The sequence below is a fragment of the Photobacterium gaetbulicola genome (genome assembly GCF_003025515.1).
Classification (GTDB): domain Bacteria; phylum Pseudomonadota; class Gammaproteobacteria; order Enterobacterales; family Vibrionaceae; genus Photobacterium; species Photobacterium gaetbulicola.
Genome location: NZ_PYME01000031.1, coordinates 38770 through 61165, shown reverse-complemented (window position 1 = coordinate 61165; position 22396 = coordinate 38770). Strand labels below are relative to the sequence as shown.

Sequence of the window (22396 nt, the reverse complement as noted above, 5' to 3'; positions counted from 1 at the left end):
AAAAGCTTTAAGTTTTTCTTGTGTTCAAATACTCAATAGGATGAAAGTGTTGATAATTATCTTAATATTGGTGTTTTATCTGGTAGTCCTTGTGCAATAAACTCTGGTCGGATGAGTTTTCAGCGTACATATGTATCTAAATAGCCGCATTTCAGCGACGGGGTGTTCACTCAAATTAGCAACGTTTTTGAGGTTGTAGGTAATAGCAGGAAATAGTGGATTTAACAACAGTGGGTTAGGAAGGGTGCAAAAAAGGAGCCATCAGGCTCCTTTTCTTAAATGCCAACACTAATGTTCGCTGAATTAGAACGAACGGCTGTACTGGATACCGTATAGCCATGCATTAGCACGGGTTGTTGCTGTAACTGATGTTACTGGTACTGGAACACCATCAACCATTAGCCCTTCAGAGGCTTGAACATCTTTACCAACCAAGTATGTTACACCAAAGTCGATATTAGACTTGCTGTCGATGTGGTAGGTGAAACCGCCCGAGAACCAGTTACGGTCTGAATCAGGTACCGAGATTGATGTTTTCTTATCCTGGGCACTGGTGTCATACATGTAACCGGCACGTAGGGTCCAGTCGCTGTTCAGGTAGTAGGTACCACCGATAGCGTAGTGCCAGCCATCCTGCCACTCGTAAGTATTTAGTACATCGCCGCCGGTGGTATTTAGGTCTTCGAATGCGCTCCAGCCAATCCACTGTACGCTATAGTGAACCGCAAATTGCTGGTTCAAACGATGGTAACCTGAGAACTCAGCCATATCTGGCAGAGCGATTTTCAGTTTGTCACCACTGATATCTGGGTTGCCGCTTTTCGCACCCGCGTAGAACATATCACCGTCTACTTCTAGCTCAGGGCTGTAGCGGTAAGACAGGCCGAAGCGGTGGTTTTCGTTTAGCTCATAAACTGTACCAAGGTTAAAACCAAAGCCAACTCCGTCTGCATCAACATCAACAAGAGCGCCGCCTGGAGCTGGAGATAGGTTTGAGTTTGAACGTTTTAGTTCACCTGAACCGTAGATGATGTCCAGGCCACCACCGACACTCCACTGCTCGTTGATGCGGTAAGAGGCGGATAAAGCAAAGTTAATGCTCTTCACATCGGTCAGACCGCCGAATTCGTTAGCGGCGAAATCATCACTGAATTCGGTTTTGGTACCGAAGTTAGAGTAAATGCCGGCACCGATTGCCCACTGGTCATTGATTGGGTGGATGTAGTAGATATTTGGTACATACGAAACATCACCAACAGACTGGTTACCTAGTCCAAATTCGTTATATCCACCAGAGCTTGGATTTAGAACCTTATAGTTGACATTCTTTACGTCAATATCAGTATCAATAACATTGAGACCCAGCGAAAGCTCAGGAGAGTCAAACAGCGCCATTGCCGCTGCGTTGCGGGACATTACGGATGCGTTATCGGCGATTACTGCATCACCGGCGAATGCACGGCCAAGGCCTGTTGCGGATTGAGAGTTAAGCTGGAAGCCAGCCGCCATTGCTTGTTGTGAAGCCATCGTGATTGCAACAGCAACCAGAGACTTTGTAAACAGACGCTTCTTGTTCATATTTATAGTTATTCCTAATTTTTTATATTGCTTTTTTATCTGCCTCTTTGTGCAGATTACGCAAAATTGTATGGTGGGTTGGAGTTGGATCAAATCAGACCAGTTAGCAACCCTTTGATTGTTATTGCTTGGTTAACAATCAGCTAACGAGTGTATGGTAAAACTGACAGGGAGAGGGAGCAAAAAAGTTAAAATATGCAACGGAGCTAACATTTTACAATCGGCATGCTTTTGACAAATAAAAAACCATAAAAGCATAGGGTTGGTTTATGCTTTTATGGCTTTGAAATGTAAAGTGTAAGAAGATGTTAAATTTCCCAACTCAACTTATTGCGAAGCGTCTTGGCGACAGGGGAGACATCTTGTCCTTTTTCCCCGACAACGATCAGGCTGGCATTGCTAACCGGTACGACCACCCCTTGCATTGATTGGTTGGTGAACGGTGTCATCGCCGGTGACGGCTCGGGGACGATAAAGACAGTGACTTTACCCTGTGGCGTATCCATCACCATATGCAGTGCATTTTTATCGCCAAAGCCACAATGGTTCACGTAATAAATGTGGCCGGGGATATCGTTAAATGATGAACCGAAAGGCGTTAGTTTGGCGTTAACCTGACTGAGGGTAACGGACTCATCGATACCATCGATAAACGGAGCTTCGGCCTGTACATGCTCCAGTGCAATCTGGGCAATTTCCAGCGGCGGATTGTTGGTACTGATCCCCTGATTGTATTGGCCAATAAACAAGCCGAAAACAAACGCGACGGACGCGGCCAGGGCAACAAGGGCGCGCGGTTTGATACTCATCGAGGTGGGCTGTCCGGTTTGATGGAACAGAATACGGTCAGCCAGATCGTCAGGTACGTCCACTTTCATTGCCTGCTCTAGCTTGCTGTCGAGCTGTTGGAGCTCATCAGATAACTTGCGGTTAGCGATTGATGCGTTGCGCGCCTCAGCCATGTCTTGGCTGCTATCAGAGGGATCAGCCAAGAGTCGGCGGCGGAATTCTAGATCATCCATTGTGCTGCCCCCTTTGCTCAGTGTGTTTTTCGAGCTGCTCTTTGAGTTGGTTTCTGGCGCGGAACAAGCGCGTCATCACGGTATTGCGGTTCAGGCCCAGGATATCGGCAATCTCCTCCCCGCTAAATCCAGCCATTACCTGCAATACTAACGGTTCCCTGTATTCAGGAGCCAGTTTCATTATCTGCTTGCGTAGCATTTGTTGCTCCAAATCACTTTCGCTGCCATTGGAATGGGTGTCGGCGATGGCATAGTCATCGATATCGACCAAATCCAGCTGCTTGCGCTCGAAGCGACGGGCATTCTCCCGACGTAGGATAGTGATCAACCAGGATTTGGCGGCTTTATCATCTTGAAGGCTATCGAGAGAGCGCCATGCCCGCAAACAGGTTTCCTGCACCAAGTCCTCCGCAATATGAGGGTCGTGGCATAGCCAGTATGCGTAGCGGTAGAGATCCCGATGCCAGGCCCTGACCAGGGCTTCGTATCGTCTTTGCTTTTTCATATCCACAGAGACCGAGGCTTCGGGCTTTTTCTTTCGAAAAAAAGACTTAATCATAAAAATGTCCGTTTCATGCCAAACCTTGTCGCTAAATTTGCGAGAAAAACGACAATGTTCCGCTGATTCATCCAATAATCCGCATTAAAATTGATCTGGTTCAAATTGTGTCTTGGTGAGAAAGTTATAGTAGTCCACGTCATCTGATACTGAGCTTTGCGACTCGTACAGTGGATTTTGTGCGATAACAGGGTTCAATATCTGTTGAGCAAGATGACAACTTCCTTTTGAAGGCTGACTTTACTTTCTCCTATCAGGCTTGCCTGATTTGCAATTGGCTTTATGTTAATTGACTTATACCTTACATGGATTGCTTTCCGTGTAAATTACAACCATACCGTTCGGTATGGTTTTTTTTTATCTTAGCAAACTGCCACCCACCCAAGACCCACATGTTTTAATTGATAGCTAAGTTTTTCACTTATCGTTAATTTTTCTTAGCTCTTACCATTTTTAAGCTGCGCCAAAGTCCTACATTATCTCTGTTGCCATAGAGATCGCATTTTTTAAACATTTGTTTGATTCTGGTAACAGCTGGATTACAATTGTGTGGTCAGACCTCTAAAAGTAGATCCTGGGGCAAGGTTCCCCGTACCCGACATATTAATAAGGAGTAGCGATGACACGTCTCCAAAAGCTCACGACCTCACAGGGTGAGCGCATCGCCGTTGTAAGTGGATTACGTACCCCCTTTGCCCGCCAGTCCACCGCGTTTGACGGTGTACCGGCGTTGGACATGGGGAAAATGGTTGTCAGTGAAATGCTCCAGCAGGTGGATATTGATCCCAAGCTGATTGATCAGGTGGTATTTGGCCAGGTGGTTCAGATGCCCGAAGCGCCGAATATTGCCCGTGAGATTGTACTGGGTACCGGCATGGATATTGGCACCGATGCCTACAGCGTCACCCGTGCCTGTGCGACCAGCTTCCAGGCCGCTGCCAATGTGGCAGAGAGCATTATATCGGGCACGATTGATATCGGTATTGCGGGTGGCGCGGATTCATCTTCAGTCTTGCCCATTGGCGTATCCAAGCACCTTGCGGCGACATTGCTGGCGCTGAGCAAAGCCAAGACAATGAGCAAGCGTTTAAAACTGCTGAGCAAGCTCAGCGTCAAAGATCTGATGCCGGTCCCGCCTGCAGTCGCGGAATATTCAACAGGCTTGAGTATGGGCCAAACGGCCGAGCAGATGGCGAAAAGCCATGGCATTACCCGCCAGGAGCAGGATGCGCTGGCACACCGCTCCCACACTCTAGCCGCCCAGGCCTGGCGAGACGGTTTGATCCAAGATGAAGTGATCACCGCTTTCCCGGAACCTTATCGCCAGTGGATCGATAAAGATAACAATATCCGCGAAGACTCCAGCCTTGAATCGTATGCCAAATTGCGTCCGGCCTTCGACCGCAAGTACGGTTCGGTCACCGCCGCCAACTCCACCCCGCTTACCGATGGGGCCGCCGCACTCTTGCTGATGCGCGAGGGCAGAGCAAAAGAGCTTGGCCTGAAACCTTTGGGTTATATCCGCTCCTACGCATTTTCGGCAATTGGTGTCGAGCAGGATATGTTGATGGGGCCATCCTACGCCACCCCGATGGCACTGGACCGCGCGGGCGTCACTTTGCGTGACCTGACCCTGATCGATATGCACGAAGCCTTTGCGGCCCAGGCGCTGGCCAACGTGAAAATGTTCGGCTCGACGCAGTTTGCCAAAGAAAAGCTGGGCCGAAGTGAAGCCATTGGCGAAATTGATATGGAGAAATTCAATGTCCTCGGAGGCTCGATTGCCTACGGTCACCCGTTTGCCGCAACGGGCGCGCGGATGATCACCCAGACCTTGAGGGAGCTACAGCGCCGTGGTGGTGGTTTAGCTTTGAATACTGCCTGTGCTGCTGGTGGCCTTGGTGCCGCAATGATATTGGAGGCCGAATAATGACTGAACAACAATCTGCATTCACATTGTCTTATGCCGATAACGGCGTTGCTTGGCTCAAAATCGATGTGCCCAACGAGAAAATGAACACCTTGCAAGCGCAGTTCGGCGAGCAGGTCAGCTCGGTGCTCGAAGAGCTCAAAGGCAAACGTGATATCAAGGGGATGGTGGTTTATTCGGGTAAGCCAGATAACTTTGTCGCCGGGGCGGATATCCGCATGCTGGCGGCCTGCACCTCTGCCGAAGAGGCTGCCGCGCTAGCAGCACAAGGCCAGCAGCTCTTTGCCGAGCTGGAAAACCTGCCATTCCATACTGTCGCCGCAATACATGGCCCGTGCTTGGGCGGTGGGCTTGAATTGGCCTTGGCGTGCCACAGCCGTGTTTGCTCCGATGATGACAAGACCCGCCTTGGCTTGCCTGAAGTGCAGCTGGGCCTACTGCCGGGCTCGGGCGGCACCCAGCGTTTACCGCGCTTGATTGGGGTAGCCGGCGCGCTGGATATGATCCTGACCGGTAAGCAGCTCCGTGCCAAAAAAGCCAAGAAAGTTGGGGTGGTAGATGAAGCGGTTCCGCTGAGTATCCTGCTTGAGGTTGCGGAAAAGCAGGCACTGAAACCCAAGCCGAAGCGCCATTTATCGCTACAAGATCGTGCTATGGGGGGCAATGCACTGGGGCGCTCATTGGTGTTTGATCAGGCGACCAAGAAAACCCATGACAAAACCCGGGGTAATTACCCTGCTGCCGATGCCATCCTGGATGTCATAAAGTATGGTCTGCAAAACGGGATGGCCAAAGGCTTGGCCCGTGAGGCAAAACTGTTCGGCGATTTGGTAATGACATCGGAATCGGCGGCTTTGCGCAGTATTTTCTTCGCCACCACAGCAATGAAAAAAGAAACGGGGTCGGATGCGCAGCCGCGCTCGATCGGCCATGTTGGCGTTCTGGGCGGCGGTCTGATGGGCGGCGGGATCAGCCATGTGACGGCCACCAAAGCGGGTTACCCGGTGCGGATCAAAGACATTAGCAACGACGGTATTCTCAATGCGATGGCCTACAACTACAAATTGCTGGATAAGAAACGTAAGCGCCGGATCATCAGCAAGGCAGAGTTGCAAAAGCAGATGCAAAGCATTGCTGGAGGCATTGATTATACTGCCTTTGATCGCATGGACGTGGTCATTGAGGCAGTGTTTGAGGATCTTGGCCTCAAGCACCAGATGGTCAAGGAGATTGAGGCCAACACCAAGCCGGAAACCATCTTTGCTACCAATACCTCGTCGCTGCCAATCCACCAGATCGCTGAGGCGGCAGAGCGTCCTGAAAATGTGGTGGGACTGCACTACTTCAGCCCGGTAGAAAAAATGCCGCTGGTTGAGGTGATCCCGCACCAAGGAACCTCTGACGAAACCGTCGCTACGGTTGTGGCGCTGGCGAAAAAACAGGGTAAAACCCCGATTGTGGTCGGTGATAAAGCCGGCTTCTATGTGAACCGTATCTTGGCACCATACATGAACGAAGCGGCGCAGGTGCTGTTGGCCGGCGAGCCGATTGAACATCTCGATAATGCGCTACTGGATTTCGGATTCCCGGTTGGGCCGATCACTTTGCTTGATGAAGTGGGGGTCGATATCGGCGCGAAAATCATGCCTGTACTGGTCGGTGAGCTGGGCGAACGGTTCCAGGGCCCAGATGTCTTCGACAAGCTGCTTAACGACGGCCGCAAAGGGCGCAAGACAGGCAAAGGCTTCTACCTGTATAACAGCAAGAAGAAAGCGGTCGACAAGAGCGTCTACAAACTGCTGGGGCTGGATCCCGAGAAGAAGGCTGACGCCGAGGCTATTGCAATTCGCTGTACGCTGATGATGCTCAATGAAGCCGCGCGCTGCCTGGATGAAGGTGTGGTGCGCTCGGCGCGCGATGGCGATATCGGGGCCATTTTCGGCATTGGCTTCCCGCCATTCCTTGGCGGGCCGTTCCGTTATATGGATCAGCTTGGTATCCAGCGTGTGGTTGAGTTACTGACAGAGCATGCGGACAAGTATGGCGAGCGGTTCAAACCGTGCCAGGCGTTGATTGATATGGCTGAAGCGGGGCAAAGCTATTACCCGGCGCAAGATTAACTAGACCAGCCTAAATAGGCCCAAACCTAAAGCCAGTTGCGGGAGTGACTGGCTTTTTTGTCTGGGCAGAGCTTGAAATTCGAGGGCGTATAGCATTTGGCAATGCGTAACCGGAAGTGGGGTTCAAACCATCTTGGTCGTAAGAAGTGGTATAGCAGCATGGTGCTAGCCATAGCGATAAAGCTGTTGATACCTGCCAGCAAGACAAGCAGCACTGTCACTATAAGAATGAAGGCCAACGCATAGAGCACGATATCGGTTTCGTGGTGAACTAAAGCATGTTCGCAATGCGGACAGGTAAAAAAATCTTCGTAACGGCTCAACAAAGGGGGGGATATTGGCTGGTGGCAATGTGGGCAGTGCTGGCTCATCAGTGCAACTCCTTCATGATCTCAAACTGGGGGACGTTTTACCTCTCTGTTGATCGCTGTTGCCAAGAACGGGGGAGGTAACAAATCTATAGGACGACCGATAATGTGGAATGGTTCAGTGTTCTGCTACTAAATAGTTTTGAGAAATTATTGCAGGAGATGTATTGGCAGGTGAAAAACCCTAAAAAAGATAAAACGCAAAAAGTGTTTTTTTGTAATTGATTGAATAAAGGTAAAAATTTGGCAGTGCCGAATTTTTACCTTCATTTAGAGTGTCATTTAGGGATCAGTAGGCACTCTGCTGGAACTCGTCTATGGAGCCGATGGGGCTGCCGATAAGCAAAGGCTCCAAGTTGCTGTGTGCTTGCCCCTGGCTGTGCATCACAATGCGGTTGGAGGTGCGTGGTTTCACCACATCGACAATAAACTTCACCATGTCAGCACGGCTGATGTCAGCGAGGGCATCGATCACTTTTTGCCGTTGGTTAAACTCCGTATCCTTGTTGCCGATGCTCACCCAGAAGCGCTGGGCTCGGGCGCGCAAATTGGTATCAGGCTCTGATATCTGGGCAATCAAGCCCTGTTTGCTGGCTTGCCACTGCGCTTCATTGAGCTCGAGCAGAACCAGCGCAAAGGCGTTGGTAAACTCATCAATGGCCTCGAGTAATTGTGTCGGGGCTGCGACCGGCGATTGGATATACAAGATCAACCCAGGATGTCGGTTGAGCGGTAAATTGGCCGTTCCCACCATATAGCCAAGTTGCTGGCGGGTACGCAGTTCATGGAAAAACGTGGTCGACATCAGGTGGTTGGCCAAGGTATAGATGGCGATTTTCCTTGGAGTTGTTTCACGTGATTGATAGTACATCAGCAACGCTGAGTCGGCGTGGTCGCAGCTGATCTCATGGCTGAGGGTACCTGAATTGCCCAGACGGACTAATGGCCGCTGAGCTTCGCCGTAGAGCTGGTCGGTCACCCGGAAGGCATCTTTGAGGGTTTCGGCCAAGGCGATAGCGTCTTCCTTGAGCCAGTTGCCATAGACAAAGGTATCGATGTGCAGCTCGGCAAACATCGCTTCGACAAAGGCCGGTAACTCGTCGACTTCAATACTTTCCAGCGCTTCGATTAGCACTGGGTAGGGTGGGTTGTTGGGCTGCAATACCCCGGTCAGCGCATTGAACAGTTGCGATATCGGTTTGTCCTGCGCGGCATTGCGCCAGTTTCGGAGCATCTGGGCTTTGATGTTCCTGAACCGCTCTGGGTTGAATTCGCGGTTGGCAAAGCGGTCGAGCAACAGCTTGAGCAGCAGCGGCTGTTTTTCACTAAAGCCGGATAGCTGCAGGGTCACGCCGCCTTGGTGGGCATAAAGGTTATAGGACATACCGGCAATTTCGGCCGGGTAAGCGGACTCATTGATGGCATCGAGCAGCATTTCGACACATAGCCGTGTCTTGACAATATTGCGCGGCGAGTTTACGGCATGTGGGCTATCGATGGCCACATAGACAATCCCCTTGGGCACCCGAAACTCGTGTTCTTGCTTGTACCACAGACGAAAGCCCGGCAGATCCTGAAGCAGCTGAGGCGGCTTGGCTGCGTCAGCGGCGAGTGGAAGCGGGTCGGGCCTCTCGCAAAGATAAGGGTTCAGCTCTGGTAGCTGCAATTTAGGCTCGTTGCCCGGGGACTGCCAGCTGGCCAGTTGCTGCTCGGTCAGTGGTTTCACACTGTACGGGGTATGGTACCACTGGGCGATCCTATCATTGTCTTGGCCTTGTGCGACCAGGATCAGACGCATGTTGTCGGGGGTTAGCTGCTCTAGGAAGGATGAAATCAGCGCTTCGTCATACTCAGTCATCATATAGTCGCCGTAGATAATATCATCGGGCGCATAGTGCAGCAGGTTCATCACCAGATAGCTGACGGTGTCGAGCGGGCGGCTTTTTTCCTGGTAACGGAAAGCCATATCCAGTACGGATTTTTTCTCGGTAAAACGCCATTCGTCCAACCCTTGCTGGCGGATCAGCTCAATGTATTGGAAAACGGTGTTAACAATTTCGTCAATGTGCTCGAGCCCTTTTGGTGTGAGGTTGAGACTGACTGTAAATTCGCGAAAGTTACTGCCGCTCACACCGCCGCCGGCTGCCAGGGTGTTGATAAAGCCTCGTGTCTTCAGTAATGACATCAGGCTACCGCTGCCTTCATTGCCCAGTAAATGGGCAACGTACGAAAGCGGCTTTTTGCGGTAATGTTGATCAACGGCCGGCAGGGTGAACGAGAGGGTGAGTTTGCGTACTTCCTTGATCGGTTCGATCGTGATGAACTTGGCCTTCTCGTTTTCTGAGACCAAAGGAACCGCAATGTCTGCCTTGGCTTTACCGGTATTGGGAATATCGTGGAAAAAGTTCTGGGCATAGGCATCCAGCTCTTCCAGAGATTGGGGGCCGAGCAGTACCAGGCCCATCAGGCTGGCGCAATAATGGGTTTGGTAGAAAGAGATCAGCTCGTCGCGAACCGACTTGTCGTTGCGATCTTCCAGTGTGGTCAGATCGCCAACGGAAAACTTGGCGAAAGGGTGCTCGGGATTGATGGTTTCCTTGTGAACCTGATAAAGCCGGCGCACATCGTCTTTGAGCTTGAGCTTGTATTCGGAGTCGACCGCATTGCGCTCTTTATCGACGGCTTCCTCATTGAATAACGGAGCGGTAAAAAATTGGCCGAAGCGATCCAGGCCCTCACCGAAGGCGTGGGGGCTGACCTCGAAGAAATAGGTGGTGTTCTCGGTTCCTGTCCATGCATTGTTGCTACCGCCGCTTTGGTTGATGAACGTTTGGAATTCGCCCACTTTGGGGTATTTTTCGGTACCGAGAAACAGCATGTGCTCAAGGAAGTGCGCCATGCCCTGACGGTTGAGTGGATCGTCAAAGTGACCGACCTTTACCGACAGTGCAGCGGCTGAGCGGGGGGCTTCAGCATCATGTACCAGCAGCACCTTCAATCCATTGGCCAGGGTGAGGTAACGGTACTGCTTTGGGTCATTAGGACTTGTATGCACAGGAAGCGCCTATTATTCAGAGGAAATTAAACTAATTATGACGCCCATTAGAAGGGGTGGCAAATTTAACCCATGTTTATTTGCCAATAAACAAAAGGTTAGCTGGGCGAGTTCCTATCAGGATCACGGAACTTCCACAGGGTGAGCGGGATCTCTGTTTTCCGCCTGCTTTACTTGCTAGCATAGCGCTGGAGTACGTCTTTTCTGATGCTGAGAAGTCGGATGAGTAAGCCTGAGTTTGATCGATCCCTAACCACTGATAGTAATAAAAAATGAGTGTGCGCTCGGGTATCAGACTGTGAAATTGGAAAAATTATGCGAATTTATATTATGCGTCACGGCGAAGCCCAGCATTTTGCGGCCAGTGATGCAGACCGCCCGCTGACCGACAGGGGAGCCGCTCTCTCCGAGCAGATGGCTGCGCAGCTTGCCGGCCAGTTCGATAACGATCTGGACATGGTCTGGGTAAGCCCCTATCTTCGTGCGCAGCAGACGTGGCAAGCAATGGCGTCGTCTCTGCCAGAACCCAAGCGAGTGATGACCGTCGATGAGATAACACCTTATGGTGATGCCGAAGATGTCGCCGCTTATCTTAAAGCGGTGATCGGTATCGAGCAGCCCGAGAACCTGCTGATCGTCTCGCACTTGCCTTTGGTGGGCTACCTGACTGCCGAAATGGTCCCCGGCTTGCAGCCACCAATGTTCATTACCTCTTCCATTGCTGCGATAGATTACCAGCCAGATAGCGACAGTGGCGACCTGCTGTGGCACGCCAACCCTGAAGGCTAGTTCAGATACCCCCGGAATACATTAGGAAAAATCCTAAGGTTTTTCCGGGTGGTGCCGATGTATTCTCTAATCCTCTTGAATTCAAAGACGTTTTGATGAAAGCAAAGTTATTACTAGCGATGGGTGTCGCACTGCTGGCGGGATGTGTGCAAGTGCCGACAGCACCAAGCATCAATGCCAATGGTGCCATCAGGTGGGCCAATGGTATCACCGAAGATATGCATATTTCAGCGTCAGGTAGCACCCTGACCTTTGCGTCGCCGCAAAGCCTGTTCAATCCGGGAGGGATCACGATTTTCTCGCGGATCGACAGTGCCCGCAACGGGGCCTGCGAGCATTACTACAGCGAACAGGCCGTGAAAACACGGATGAATATTTGTGATAGCGGCGAAGTGACCCTGCTGGTAGAAGGCCAGGTTATTAACGTAGGCTCTTTGGCCAAATTCGTTTACTGATTGGCGAGGGGCAAAGGAAATTTGTAGCCGAGCCCCTAACCCGTTTACTACCTCTCCGGAATGTCCAGTAGCACCAGAAGGGCGCCATCACCGCCAAATTCCAGCGGCGCCTGATGGAACGCCATCACGTCAGGATGCTGGGCCAACCACATCGGGGCTTTTTGCTTGAGGATATGCTTGCCGATGCCGTGCATGACGCAGCAGCAGGCGACATTTTCCTTGATGCAGGCCGCTATCATCGCCGCCAGCTCTCGCTTGGCCTCTTTTTGAGTCATGCCGTGCATGTCGAGGTACATGTCCGGGACATATACCCCGCGACGGAGCTTTTTCACTTCATATTTGGACACGCCTGTTCGGGCGTATTGGGTCGGGCCGGTCTCGCTGAGGTGCGGCTCGAACTCGTCAGAGAAGTAGAATTCATGATTTTGTGTCTCTTTTGCCGAGACTTTTGGTTTATCAGACTTTGGGCTCTGTCGGCGCGGCGTGATTATGGTATCATTGGTGATCTTTTTTACGCCCTTAACCGCTTCCTGGAAGAGCATCAGATCTTCGTCCAGGTTAGTATCTTTTTTGCTCATAGTGAAATTCCAACAACTTTATAGCGGTATTGTAGCGCCATTCGGAGGCTATTTTGGATAAGATTTTTGTCGACGAAGCCGTCAACGAACTTCATACATTGCAGGACATGCTACGTTGGACGGTTAGCCGTTTCAATGCTGCCGGTCTATTTTATGGTCACGGTACAGACAATGCGTGGGACGAGGCGGTTCAGCTGGTCCTGCCAACGCTGTACCTACCCCTTGATGTGCCATCGGAAGTGCGTCATTCACGCCTGACCAGCAGTGAGCGTCACCGCATTGTTGAGCGTGTGATCCGTCGTATCAACGAGCGTACCCCTGTGGCTTACCTCACCAACAAAGCTTACTTTTGCGGTATGGAATTCTTTGTTGATGAGCGTGTACTTGTGCCGCGCTCGCCAATCGGTGAGCTGATCGAAAACTTCTTCGAACCGTTCCTCAAAGAGCGCCCGACCCGCATTATGGACTTGTGTACCGGCTCTGGCTGTATCGGTATTGCCTGTGCCCATGCTTTCCCTGAAGCTGAAGTCGATGTTGTAGATATCTCGGTCGATGCGCTGGCGGTTGCCGAGCAGAATATTCAGGACCACGGCCTGGAGCAGCAGGTGATCCCGCTGCGATCTGATCTGCTGCGTGATGTGCCAAAAGACAAATACGATCTGATCGTCACCAACCCACCGTATGTGGACCAGGAAGACATGGATAGCCTGCCGGACGAGTTCCGCCACGAGCCTGAACTGGGCCTGGCTGCGGGTACCGATGGCCTCAAGCTGGTTCGCCGTATCTTGGCCAATGCCCCTGACTACCTGAAAGAAGACGGTGTGTTGATCTGCGAAGTGGGTAACTCGATGATCCATATGGAAGAGCAGTACCCGCATATTCCGTTTACCTGGATCGAGTTTGAAAACGGCGGCCACGGTGTATTCATGATGACCCGTGACCAGTTGCTAGAGTGTGCTGATGAGTTTGCTCTTTACCGCGACTAATTAGTGACGCCATTGCGAGATAGCACAATGCCGCCAACCGATAGGTTGGCGGCATTTTTTATATCTGACGCTTACGTGTTCTACGTTGGATTGGCTGCCATGCCTCGTTTTTTGCGCGACCTTAGCGCGTTCATGGCGGGTTTTTCAATGTAGTAATAGCTGAGTGTCGATACACCAATGGCGACGGTAATAAATACCATTGCGCCAGCGCTTGCGGCTAGCCAGCCCGTTTGGCGATTCCACAGCGATAGTGCGTCTGGAAATACCAGGTTGGCAAGCTCTATGCCGGAAAGCAGCAGAACTGCGTGCCATAGGTAAAGAGAGTAGGAAATATCACCGAGGAAGCGGGTGACACGGTTATCCAGCAGTTTGAATACCGGGGTGGCTCTCTCGGTTTGTTGGGCAGAAATTAGCACTAACAGCGCAAATGCCGAGATAACCACAACATTGTGGTAACCGCTTTTAGGGAGATGAAGCAGGCCAATGCAGATAGCAAATATGGTCAGTAGAGCCCAGTCATTGTTCAGAAGGAGGCGTTGTTTAGAAGAAAGTGCAAGGGTATGCATCCAAGCTCCAAGAGTAAAGCTCGCTAGCGCCCTGAGCAATGCGAGCAAGCCACCGGTGACATCCATAGAGCCTTTTAACTGGTTGATATAAAGTAAACTAAGAATAAATAATACAGGGGCCAGATATGATAACTTCCTTCTCAATAAGACTGGAACCAAGAAAGGAAATACCATGTAACTGAGCCATTCGACGCTTAGTGACCATGATGAAATATTCCATGATAAATCTTGGACAAGTACACCGTGCAGCATTAAGACATTTTGCCATAAGGCCTCTGAACGGTTGAATGGCCCCTCAAAGGCAGGAATGCCACTGACTCCCCAGCTTTCGAACAACGCGCCACCATAAAAGCCCACCCCCTTACTGGATTTGAAGGCTTCCCAGGCAACTAATACAAGCAGTGTGGTTAAAAACAAAGGGTAGATCCGAGAGAACCTTAACCACATAAACTGTAACCAGCGCGATGGAGTAATGGATTGGGAAAAGGCTGCGCGGTAGACATGCATCATGACAAAGCCACTGAGAATAAAAAACAGATCGACCCATAAGTAGCCATTCTCTATAAAGTGGGTATATTCAGTCAACGGCTCCATCCATTGCGGGAAGATGATCAGCCTGGCGTGAAAGAAGACGACGCACAACGCTGCGATACCACGCAGTGGCGTTAGTATTGGGATGGGGTTATTCATGATTATCTACCAAGCATAAAAAAGGTGGTATTTATTTTGTCGTAAGAAAAATAAAAAACAATGTCATGGGTAGGGTTGTTAAATTGTAAGGTGTTAATTTTCATATAAAAATGAAATAAATCCCATTTGTTGTGAAAAACAACATGACAGGTTGCTATATTATGCTGCGGGTCTCGAAGAAAATTAAATTTGTTTTATTGTTGAAGAATACGCTGGCGGAATATTTCTTTTTTTAGGGGCAAAAAAATAGAATAACGGGCGGAAGCTGTGAGATGAAAATAAAAAGGAGGCAGCAATCTGCCTCGCTATTTATTCGCTATACCACTCGTGATTTTAGGTACTCATTTCATGGTATAGACAGTTTAAGGCGGGATCTCTGCTAGGCCTTCCCGGCCTGCTGCTTGGCTTCTAGCTCTGCCATGATATCGCTCTGGTTGGCGAGGTAATCATCAAGTCCGGCCTTGCGTAGATCGCAAGATGGGCAGTCGCCACAGCCATCACCGATCACCCCGTTATAGCATGTCAGGGTTTTTTCGCGGACGAAGTTGAGCTTACTGTACTGATCAGCAAGCGCCCAAGTTTCGGCCTTGTTGAGCCACATCAGTGGGGTTTCAATCTTCAGCGGGCGATCCATACCCAGCACCAGCGATTGGTTCAGTGACTTGACGAACTCGTCGCGGCAATCTGGGTAGCCGGAAAAGTCGGTTTCACAAACGCCGGTGATCACCGCTTCGGCACCGATCTGGTAGGCATAGATGCCAGACAGGGTCAGGAATAGGATATTACGGCCAGGGACAAAGGAGTTTGGCAGGCCATTTTCCTGCAGCTCGTGGGAGACCGGAATATTGTCGCGGGTCAGGGAGCTGATCGCGAGTTCATTGAGCAGGCCTACGTCCATCACTTTGTGCGCGGCCACGCCCAGCTCTTTGCAGATAGACTCAGCCACTTCGATTTCCAGCTTATGGCGTTGGCCATAATCGAACGTAATACAGTGAACTTCATCGTAATGGGCCATGGCTTGGATCAGGCAGGTCGTGGAGTCTTGACCGCCACTAAATACAACTACGGCTTTGCGCATGAAAAATTTTCCTATGTTGTTGTCGTACCGAAAAACAGTCGGTAGGGACTACCCCAATTGTTATAAGGGTAGGCCAACAGCAGGTTCTCTATTGGCAGGCTCATGCTACCGCAGCGGGGGAAAAGAAAAAAGTCTTGAAACGAAATGCCGCAGCAGGGGGGGGGGCGTTGCTGCGGCGTGGAGAAACAGAGAGCTAGCTCAGTTTGCCGGTTTGCTCAAACTGCTTGAGCTGGGTTAGGTAACCACTGATATCCCCTATGTTGTCTTCAACCCAGCCCCGGTTGAAATAGGTATCGAGGTAACGTTCGCCGCTGTCGCACAGCAGGGTGACAATTGAGCCGGTCTCACCGCGGGCTTTCATCTCGCTGGCGAGCTGCAGCACGCCGTATAGGTTGGTGCCGGTAGAGGCGCCGGCCTTGCGGCCAAGCAGTTTCTCCAGCCAGTGCACTGTGGCAATACTGGCAGCATCCGCAATCGTGCGCATTTCATCCACCACATCGGGGATAAAGCTAGGTTCTACACGCGGTCGACCGATACCTTCGATACGGCTGCCGCATTCGCCGGTCAGCGAAGGATCGCGGGTCTTGAAGTACTGGTGAAATACTGAGTTTTCCGGGTCGACCACACACAGTTTGGTGTTGTGCATTTGGTAGCGAATATAGCGGCCGATAGTTGCCGATGTGCCGCCGGTACCCGGACTCATAACAACCCAGCTTGGAATGGGATGCTCTTCGAGCTTCATCTGATCAAAGATGCTGTTGGCTATGTTGTTATTTCCCCGCCAGTCAGTCGCCCGTTCGGCGTAGGTGAACTGATCCATGTAGTGGCCATTGAGTTCCTTGGCCAAGCGCCGGGATGCCTCATAGATCTCGCTAGGGCTGTCGACCAAATGGGTGCGGCCACCGTAAAACTCGATTTGCTCAATTTTCTTGCGGGCCGTTTTGCGCGGTACCACGGCGATAAACGGCAAGCCGAGCAAGCGGGCAAAATAGGCCTCGGAGACCGCAGTACTTCCTGATGAGGACTCAATGATTGGGGTATCTTTGCCAATCCAACCGTTACACAGGGCAAACAGGAACAGCGAGCGGGCCAAACGGTGCTTGAGGCTACCGGTTGGGTGAGTGCTTTCGTCTTTTAGGTAGATGTCAATGCCGTCCAGCGATGGGATATCCAGCTTGATCAGGTGGGTATCGGCTGAGCGTTGAAAGTCGGCTTCAATTTTGCGGATCGCGGTGTGAATCCATTGCGGGTCGTGGCTCATGGTCGTTCCTTTTGCTGTGTTGCTGGAGTTACTTGGGTATACATATTATGTAAGTAATGTATGACTAAGAGCAGAAAAAATCTTTATCAAATTTACTCCCGATGAATTAAAATGGAGAAAAATATTCTAATTACTATTACCAAGGTAAAACAAATTGGCTGATTTGGATAAAACAGACAGAACCCTACTACGTCTATTGCAACAAGATGGCACGCTGGCACTGGCGGAGCTGGCAGAGGCAGTAAACCTGACGACAACGCCATGCTGGAAGCGCCTCAAGCGTCTCGAAGAGAGTGGGATTTTACGCCAGCGGGTTGCCTTGCTGGACCCGGTAAAGCTCGGCTTGTCGTTTACAGCTTTCGTTCAGATCAAAACCAGTAACCACTCCAAGGAGTGGTACCACAAATTTGTTGATACGGTGTCTGACTTTCCTGAAGTGATGGAGTTCTACCGCATGGCCGGTGAGTATGACTACATGATGAAGGTGCAGGTGGCCGATATGTCAGCGTTTGATCAGTTCTATAAAAAGCTGGTGAACAGTATCGAAGGGCTGACCAACGTGACGTCGACCTTTGCTATGGAGCCGCTCAAGTACACCACGGCCTTGCCGGTGTAATATTTTGCGCCTTTATACTGCGATGAGCGGCCATTATTTCAGTTGTTTGGTATGCAATTTAGTGAAAATCAGGATGAAATACCAAACAATCCACGATTGAATATAAGTTGTTGAAATAAAAGCCAATAAATCAGCATAATAACGCTCGCAACAAAGGCTTAACATGGCGGGAGGGAGAGGGTTATGCAGGTGTTCTGGCAACTTAAATGGTATTTTCGCCAGGAATGGCGCCGCTATGGTGGTGCCATTGGTATTCTTGTTCTTGTCTCGTTGTTTGAGCTGGTTCCTCCCAAGGCGATTGGCTGGGTTGTTGACGGTGTGGTTAGCGGGAGTATGTCAACCGGGGTAATGCTGGGCTGGCTACTGGGCTTGGCTGCGATTTGGCTTATTGTCTATTTCCTGCGAATTGTCTGGCGCTGCTGGCTGTTCGGGGCTGCGGTTAAATTGGGGACCGTACTTCGCAACCGTCTGTACCGCCATTTCTCCTCCCATTCTCCTGCCTTTTTCGAGCGTTATAAAACCGGTGACTTGATGGCGCGCTCAACCAACGATGTCAATGCGGTGGTGATGACGGCGGGAGAGGGGGTACTGACCGCGGCCGATTCGCTCATTACAGGGATCGCTGTACTGTTTGTCATGACCACTTTCATTAGCTGGGAACTGACAGTATTGGCATTGCTACCAATGCCCTTGATGGCTATTGCGGTGTACTTTCTTGGTCGCCAATTGCACAGCCGGTTTTCTTTGTCGCAAGCTGCGTTTTCAACCCTGACGGACAGAACCCAAGAAAGCCTCAATGGCGTGCGGATGATCCGGGCTTTTGGTCTGGAGAGCCGCCAGCAGCAAGATTTTTCCGGCGTGGTCGATGATGTTGGCGATAAAAACCTGGCTGTTGCCTGGGTTGATGCCAAGTTTGACCCTGTGATCCAAATTGCTATCGGAATGTCGTTTTTCCTCAGCGTTGCCGGCGGTGCGTATTTGATCACTGAACAGCGTTTGACGCTAGGTGATCTGACCGCTTTTGTGCTTTATCAGGGGCTGATGATTTGGCCGATGCTGGCGATGGCATGGCTGTTTAATATTCTCGAACGAGGCTCTGCAGCGTGGAATCGCTTGGCTCACATTTTTGACGAAAAACCAGACATTGTCAGTGGTGATCTGCCGCTGGACAAGACCTATCAACCGCTCAAGGTTGCGATAGATACATTCGTTTGGCCTGGTCAGGGGCTGCCAGCATTGGCCGATGTCCACTTTACGTTGCCCAGCGGTAGCATGCTGGGAATTGCCGGGTCCATTGGTAGTGGCAAGTCGACACTATTGTCACTCTTGCTGCGACAGCAAGAGCTCGAAAATGGCCAAATTCACTACGGTGATATTGAGATCAAGCGGGCTGAACTATCACAGTGGCGCAGCCGATTTGCTGTTGTTAGCCAATCACCATTCTTATTCTCGCGATCCATTGCTGACAATATTGCCCTTGGTAAGCCAAATGCCAGCATGGCTGAGATCCGCTCGGCCGCGCAAGCCGCTTGTATCGATGAAGATATCAGGCAGTTTCCCGACGGTTATCAGACCTTGGTGGGGGAAAAGGGTATTACCTTATCGGGAGGACAAAAGCAGCGTATTGCCATCGCTCGAGCCTTGCTGCTGGAGGCCGAGATCCTGGTGCTGGACGACGCTTTGTCGGCTGTTGATGGTAAGACCGAGCACCATATCCTTTTAAATCTGCGCCGCCAGGAAAAACGAACGGTGATTGTGATAGCCCACCGTTTAACGGCATTGGAACAGGCCGATATGACGCTGGTTTTCCAGCAAGGCAGGATCAGTGAGCAGGGCGATCACACCAGCTTGCTGGCATTGGATAAATGGTATGCGGAGATGTATCGCTATCAGAAACTACAACAGGCAGTGGAGGGGGGATGATGGAAAAAGAGACCATTAAGTTGTCTGTCTTTACCCGGTTGCTGAAGTATGCCCTGTCAGATAAGAAACGGCTATCAGCGGCGCTGGGATTATTGTTTTTGGCTTCAATAGCCGATGTATCTGGCCCCTGGTTGATCCATTACTTTATAGATAACAATATTGCCAAGGATAGTTTCCCGGCGACTGATTTAGCAATGCTGGCGGCGGCCTATATCGGCTTGACTGCTGCGACGGCATGGTTCCGATATTTGATGGCGATTCGGTTTTATGAACTCGCCATAGGGGTGGTAAAAACGATCCGTAAACAGCTTTTCAAGCGGATCATTAATCAGCCCTTGTCGGCCTTTGACTACATGCCGTCGGGCAAACTGATTTCGAGGATCACCAATGACACCGAGTCACTCAGAGACTTTTATGTGCATGTGATAGGAACGGTGCTCAAGAATGTGGTGTTTATTGTGGTGATGCTGGTGGCGATGTCGCTGCTGAGCTGGCGCCTGACGTTAGTTGCGCTGGTCCTGCTGCCTATCGTGGTGGGTATTATGGTTCTGTACCAGCGCCGAAGCTCGGACGCCTATCGGAAAATGCGCGATCTGCTGGCAGACATCAATGCCTCGATGAGTGAATCCATCCAGGGGATGAGCCTGATCCAACTGATGCGGCAGGAAAAAGCGTTTTATAACCAGTTCTCCGAACTGACAGCAAGCCATCTAGCAGCCCAAGGCAGTGTGATTAAATTAAACGGTTTTATGCTGCGTCCATTGATTGACTTTCTATCCGGGGTGGCATTGCTTTCCTTGGTGGCCCTGTTTGGCATGAGTGGGGTTGAGCTTATCGGTGTCGGGGTGCTGTACGCCTTTATCAGTTATCTCGGACGGGTTACCGAGCCACTGATCGAAATGACCCAGCAGCTATCGTTGTTGCAGCAGGCATTGGTGGCCAGCGAGCGTATTTTTGGCTTTATTGATGCCGAGCAGCAGGCATACGGCGATGACGTGGTGTCTCTGGCCTCAGGCCAGCTCGAATGCCGCCAGGTCAACTTCAGCTATGACGGCAAGCATCCGGTCCTACAAGGGATCAACGTGATGATGCCGCACCGGGGGTTCCTGGCTTTGGTTGGCCACACAGGAAGCGGCAAGAGCACCCTGGCGTCGTTGCTGATGGGCTTTTATCCGGTATCGAAAGGGCAGATTTCGCTCGATGGCAGGCCGCTTGAGAGCCTGTCTCACGAGGTGTTGCGAGCAGGGGTTGCCATGGTTCAGCAAGACCCGCATATCCTCAGTGCCACGGTACGGCAGAATATCACACTGGGCCGATCACCCATTGGCCAATCCAAGGGGCTGGTTGGTGAGGCAGAGACGGATCATCGCACCTGGCAGGCTTTGGAAGCGGTTGGCTTGGCCGAGCAAATTCGCCGTTATGACGACGGGCTGGATACCCTACTGGGGAGTGGAGGGGTGAACCTTTCTGCTGGCCAGAAGCAGTTATTGGCATTGGCAAGGGTATGGTATCGAAAACCAAAAATTCTGATCCTCGATGAAGCGACAGCTAACATTGACTCCGGTACCGAGCAGCATATCCAGCAGGCATTGAACAATCTACGCCAGGATATGAGTGTGGTGGTGATTGCGCATCGCTTGTCGACGGTGATCGAGGCGGAGGAAATACTGGTTCTGCACCGCGGGGAAGTCGTCGAGCGGGGTCGGCACCATGCGCTGCTGGGACACAATGGCCACTATCGACAGATGTATCAGTTGCAGCAAGCCGGAGAACATCTCCAGCAACTGGAAAGTGAGATTACGACGGAAGCGTCGCGGAGTCCTCAGTCACATCCCCAGCAGCAAGAGGCGGGTTAAACCGCCTCTGGTTGCTTGCCGAGACGAGAGCGGGCTCCCGCTTATTTCGCTCCCGTATGGCGCATCAAGCCTTCTTGTACCGCAGAGGCGACCAGCTCGCCTTTCTGGTTGTAGATCTCACCTCGGACCAAGCCGCGGGCATTACTTGCCGATGGGCTGTCGATAGCGTAGAGAAGCCACTCATCCATACGGAACGGGCGGTGGTACCACATGGAATGGTCAATGGTCGCCACTTTCATCTGTGGGTTGAATAAGCTGACTCCGTGCGGTTGCAGCGCGGTGACCAAGAATCCCCAGTCAGAGGCGTAAGCCAACAGGTATTGGTGGATACGCGGATCATCTGGCATCTCGCCGTTGGCTTTGATCCACAGGTACTGCTTGGCTTCCGTTGGCTGCGGGGCTAGCGGGTTGACCACATTGACCGGGCGTACTTCAATCGGTCGATCGCAACCAAAATGCTTGACTGCACTCTTGGGTAATTTATCGGCCATCGCCAGCACCAGCTGCTGTTCTGACTGCAATCCTTCATAGGAAGGGACATTAGGCATGGTCGATTGGTGATCGAACCCATTCTCTTCGGCCTGATAAGAGGCCGTGATATAGAAAATTGGCCGGCCATACTGAATCGCCTTGACCCGGCGGGTGCTGAAACTGTTGCCGTCACGAAGGTTTTCGACATCGTAGATGATCGGTTTGTGAGGATCGCCCGGACGCAAGAAGTAACTGTGGAATGAATGCACCTGGCGGTCTTCATCAACGGTTTCCTTCGCCGCAGACAGGGCTTGTCCCAGGACCTGGCCGCCATAAACTTGTGGTAAACCCAAATGCTCACTTTGGCCACGGAATAATCCTTGTTCAAGCTGCTCTAAATGTAGCAGAGTGAGAAGTTCATTCAGTTCTTTGCTCATCGGATCTCCAAAAATAATGTTATTATTACGCGCCGTTGGGAGTGAAAAAATCTTTCAA

Annotated in this window: 18 protein-coding genes; 8 read left to right on the top strand and 10 right to left on the bottom strand. The window is 51.2% G+C overall.

Annotated elements, in window-relative coordinates; genetic code table 11:
- Nucleotides 1–303: 303 nt before the first annotated feature.
- The 3 genes from C9J03_RS21865 to C9J03_RS21855 all read right to left on the bottom strand — a co-directional run bounded on the left by C9J03_RS21865 (nt 304) and on the right by C9J03_RS21855 (nt 3159).
- Nucleotides 304–1578 (bottom strand): outer membrane protein transport protein, encoded by a 1275-nt coding sequence (locus C9J03_RS21865; protein ID WP_044622724.1) that lies wholly within the window; start codon nt 1576–1578, stop codon nt 304–306.
- A gap of 308 nt (nt 1579–1886) precedes the next feature.
- Nucleotides 1887–2600 (bottom strand): DUF3379 family protein, encoded by a 714-nt coding sequence (locus C9J03_RS21860; RefSeq protein ID WP_044622725.1) that lies wholly within the window; start codon nt 2598–2600, stop codon nt 1887–1889.
- Entirely contained in the window at nt 2593–3159 is a 567-nt protein-coding gene (locus C9J03_RS21855) for a sigma-70 family RNA polymerase sigma factor (RefSeq protein ID WP_044622726.1), read from the bottom strand. Before C9J03_RS21855 ends, C9J03_RS21860 begins: the two co-directional genes overlap by 8 nt.
- 619 nt (nt 3160–3778) lie before the next feature.
- Here C9J03_RS21855 and fadI point away from each other — a divergent pair.
- Together fadI and fadJ are read left to right on the top strand one after the other, a co-directional pair.
- Nucleotides 3779–5089 carry an acetyl-CoA C-acyltransferase FadI gene (gene fadI / locus C9J03_RS21850; RefSeq protein ID WP_044622727.1) on the top strand — a complete coding sequence of 437 codons (1311 nt, stop codon included), beginning with the start codon at nt 3779–3781 and terminating at the stop codon, nt 5087–5089.
- The gene (gene fadJ / locus C9J03_RS21845; RefSeq protein WP_044622728.1) at nt 5089–7209 is read left to right on the top strand and encodes a fatty acid oxidation complex subunit alpha FadJ; all 2121 of its coding nucleotides are present in this window, start codon (nt 5089–5091) and stop codon (nt 7207–7209) included. Before fadI ends, fadJ begins: the two co-directional genes overlap by 1 nt.
- A 26-nt stretch (nt 7210–7235) precedes the next feature.
- On the opposite strand, the gene C9J03_RS21840 is transcribed toward fadJ, so the two are convergent.
- Both C9J03_RS21840 and C9J03_RS21835 read right to left on the bottom strand, forming a co-directional pair.
- Nucleotides 7236–7580: a hypothetical protein gene (locus C9J03_RS21840; protein ID WP_052829725.1), complete on the bottom strand. Its 345-nt coding sequence runs from the start codon at nt 7578–7580 to the stop codon at nt 7236–7238.
- Between the two features lie 286 nt (nt 7581–7866).
- A complete protein-coding gene (locus tag C9J03_RS21835) occupies nt 7867–10632 on the bottom strand; it encodes an insulinase family protein (RefSeq protein ID WP_044622729.1) in 2766 nt (921 codons plus the stop codon).
- A 315-nt stretch (nt 10633–10947) separates the two neighbouring features.
- On the opposite strand from C9J03_RS21835, the gene sixA reads away from it, so the two are divergent.
- Together sixA and C9J03_RS21825 are read left to right on the top strand one after the other, a co-directional pair.
- On the top strand, nt 10948–11421 hold the full coding sequence (gene sixA, locus C9J03_RS21830; RefSeq protein WP_044622730.1) for a phosphohistidine phosphatase SixA: 474 nt from the start codon (nt 10948–10950) through the stop codon (nt 11419–11421).
- A 95-nt stretch (nt 11422–11516) separates the two neighbouring features.
- On the top strand, nt 11517–11876 hold the full coding sequence (locus C9J03_RS21825; protein ID WP_197078618.1) for a hypothetical protein: 360 nt from the start codon (nt 11517–11519) through the stop codon (nt 11874–11876).
- A 47-nt stretch (nt 11877–11923) separates the two neighbouring features.
- Here the strand turns inward: C9J03_RS21825 and smrB are convergent, their stop codons facing one another.
- Nucleotides 11924–12454, bottom strand: coding sequence for an endonuclease SmrB (smrB, locus tag C9J03_RS21820; RefSeq protein WP_044622731.1), 531 nt, complete (start codon nt 12452–12454; stop codon nt 11924–11926).
- A gap of 53 nt (nt 12455–12507) precedes the next feature.
- Here smrB and prmB point away from each other — a divergent pair, with 53 nt between their 5' ends.
- Nucleotides 12508–13440, top strand: a complete 933-nt coding sequence (prmB, locus tag C9J03_RS21815) for a 50S ribosomal protein L3 N(5)-glutamine methyltransferase (RefSeq protein ID WP_039462047.1) — start codon at nt 12508–12510, stop codon at nt 13438–13440.
- Between the two features lie 80 nt (nt 13441–13520).
- Here prmB and C9J03_RS21810 read toward each other — a convergent pair whose 3' ends face one another.
- From C9J03_RS21810 to C9J03_RS21800, 3 genes are all read right to left on the bottom strand, one after another.
- Nucleotides 13521–14696 carry an acyltransferase family protein gene (locus tag C9J03_RS21810; RefSeq protein ID WP_044622732.1) on the bottom strand — a complete coding sequence of 392 codons (1176 nt, stop codon included), beginning with the start codon at nt 14694–14696 and terminating at the stop codon, nt 13521–13523.
- A gap of 379 nt (nt 14697–15075) precedes the next feature.
- Nucleotides 15076–15774: a 7-cyano-7-deazaguanine synthase QueC gene (gene queC / locus C9J03_RS21805; protein ID WP_044622733.1), complete on the bottom strand. Its 699-nt coding sequence runs from the start codon at nt 15772–15774 to the stop codon at nt 15076–15078.
- 193 nt (nt 15775–15967) lie between these two features.
- The gene (locus C9J03_RS21800) at nt 15968–17035 is read right to left on the bottom strand and encodes a PLP-dependent cysteine synthase family protein (protein ID WP_044622734.1); all 1068 of its coding nucleotides are present in this window, start codon (nt 17033–17035) and stop codon (nt 15968–15970) included.
- A gap of 154 nt (nt 17036–17189) precedes the next feature.
- Here C9J03_RS21800 and C9J03_RS21795 point away from each other — a divergent pair, with 154 nt between their 5' ends.
- From C9J03_RS21795 to C9J03_RS21785, 3 genes are all read left to right on the top strand, one after another.
- On the top strand, nt 17190–17651 hold the full coding sequence (locus C9J03_RS21795; protein ID WP_039462060.1) for an Lrp/AsnC family transcriptional regulator: 462 nt from the start codon (nt 17190–17192) through the stop codon (nt 17649–17651).
- Nucleotides 17652–17834: 183 nt separating this feature from the next.
- Nucleotides 17835–19574, top strand: coding sequence for an ABC transporter transmembrane domain-containing protein (locus C9J03_RS21790; RefSeq protein WP_044622735.1), 1740 nt, complete (start codon nt 17835–17837; stop codon nt 19572–19574).
- Nucleotides 19574–21430: an ABC transporter transmembrane domain-containing protein gene (locus C9J03_RS21785; RefSeq protein WP_044624400.1), complete on the top strand. Its 1857-nt coding sequence runs from the start codon at nt 19574–19576 to the stop codon at nt 21428–21430. Before C9J03_RS21790 ends, C9J03_RS21785 begins: the two co-directional genes overlap by 1 nt.
- Nucleotides 21431–21471: 41 nt before the next feature.
- Here C9J03_RS21785 and tesB read toward each other — a convergent pair whose 3' ends face one another.
- Nucleotides 21472–22338 carry an acyl-CoA thioesterase II gene (tesB, locus tag C9J03_RS21780; RefSeq protein ID WP_039462065.1) on the bottom strand — a complete coding sequence of 289 codons (867 nt, stop codon included), beginning with the start codon at nt 22336–22338 and terminating at the stop codon, nt 21472–21474.
- Nucleotides 22339–22396: the final 58 nt, after the last annotated feature.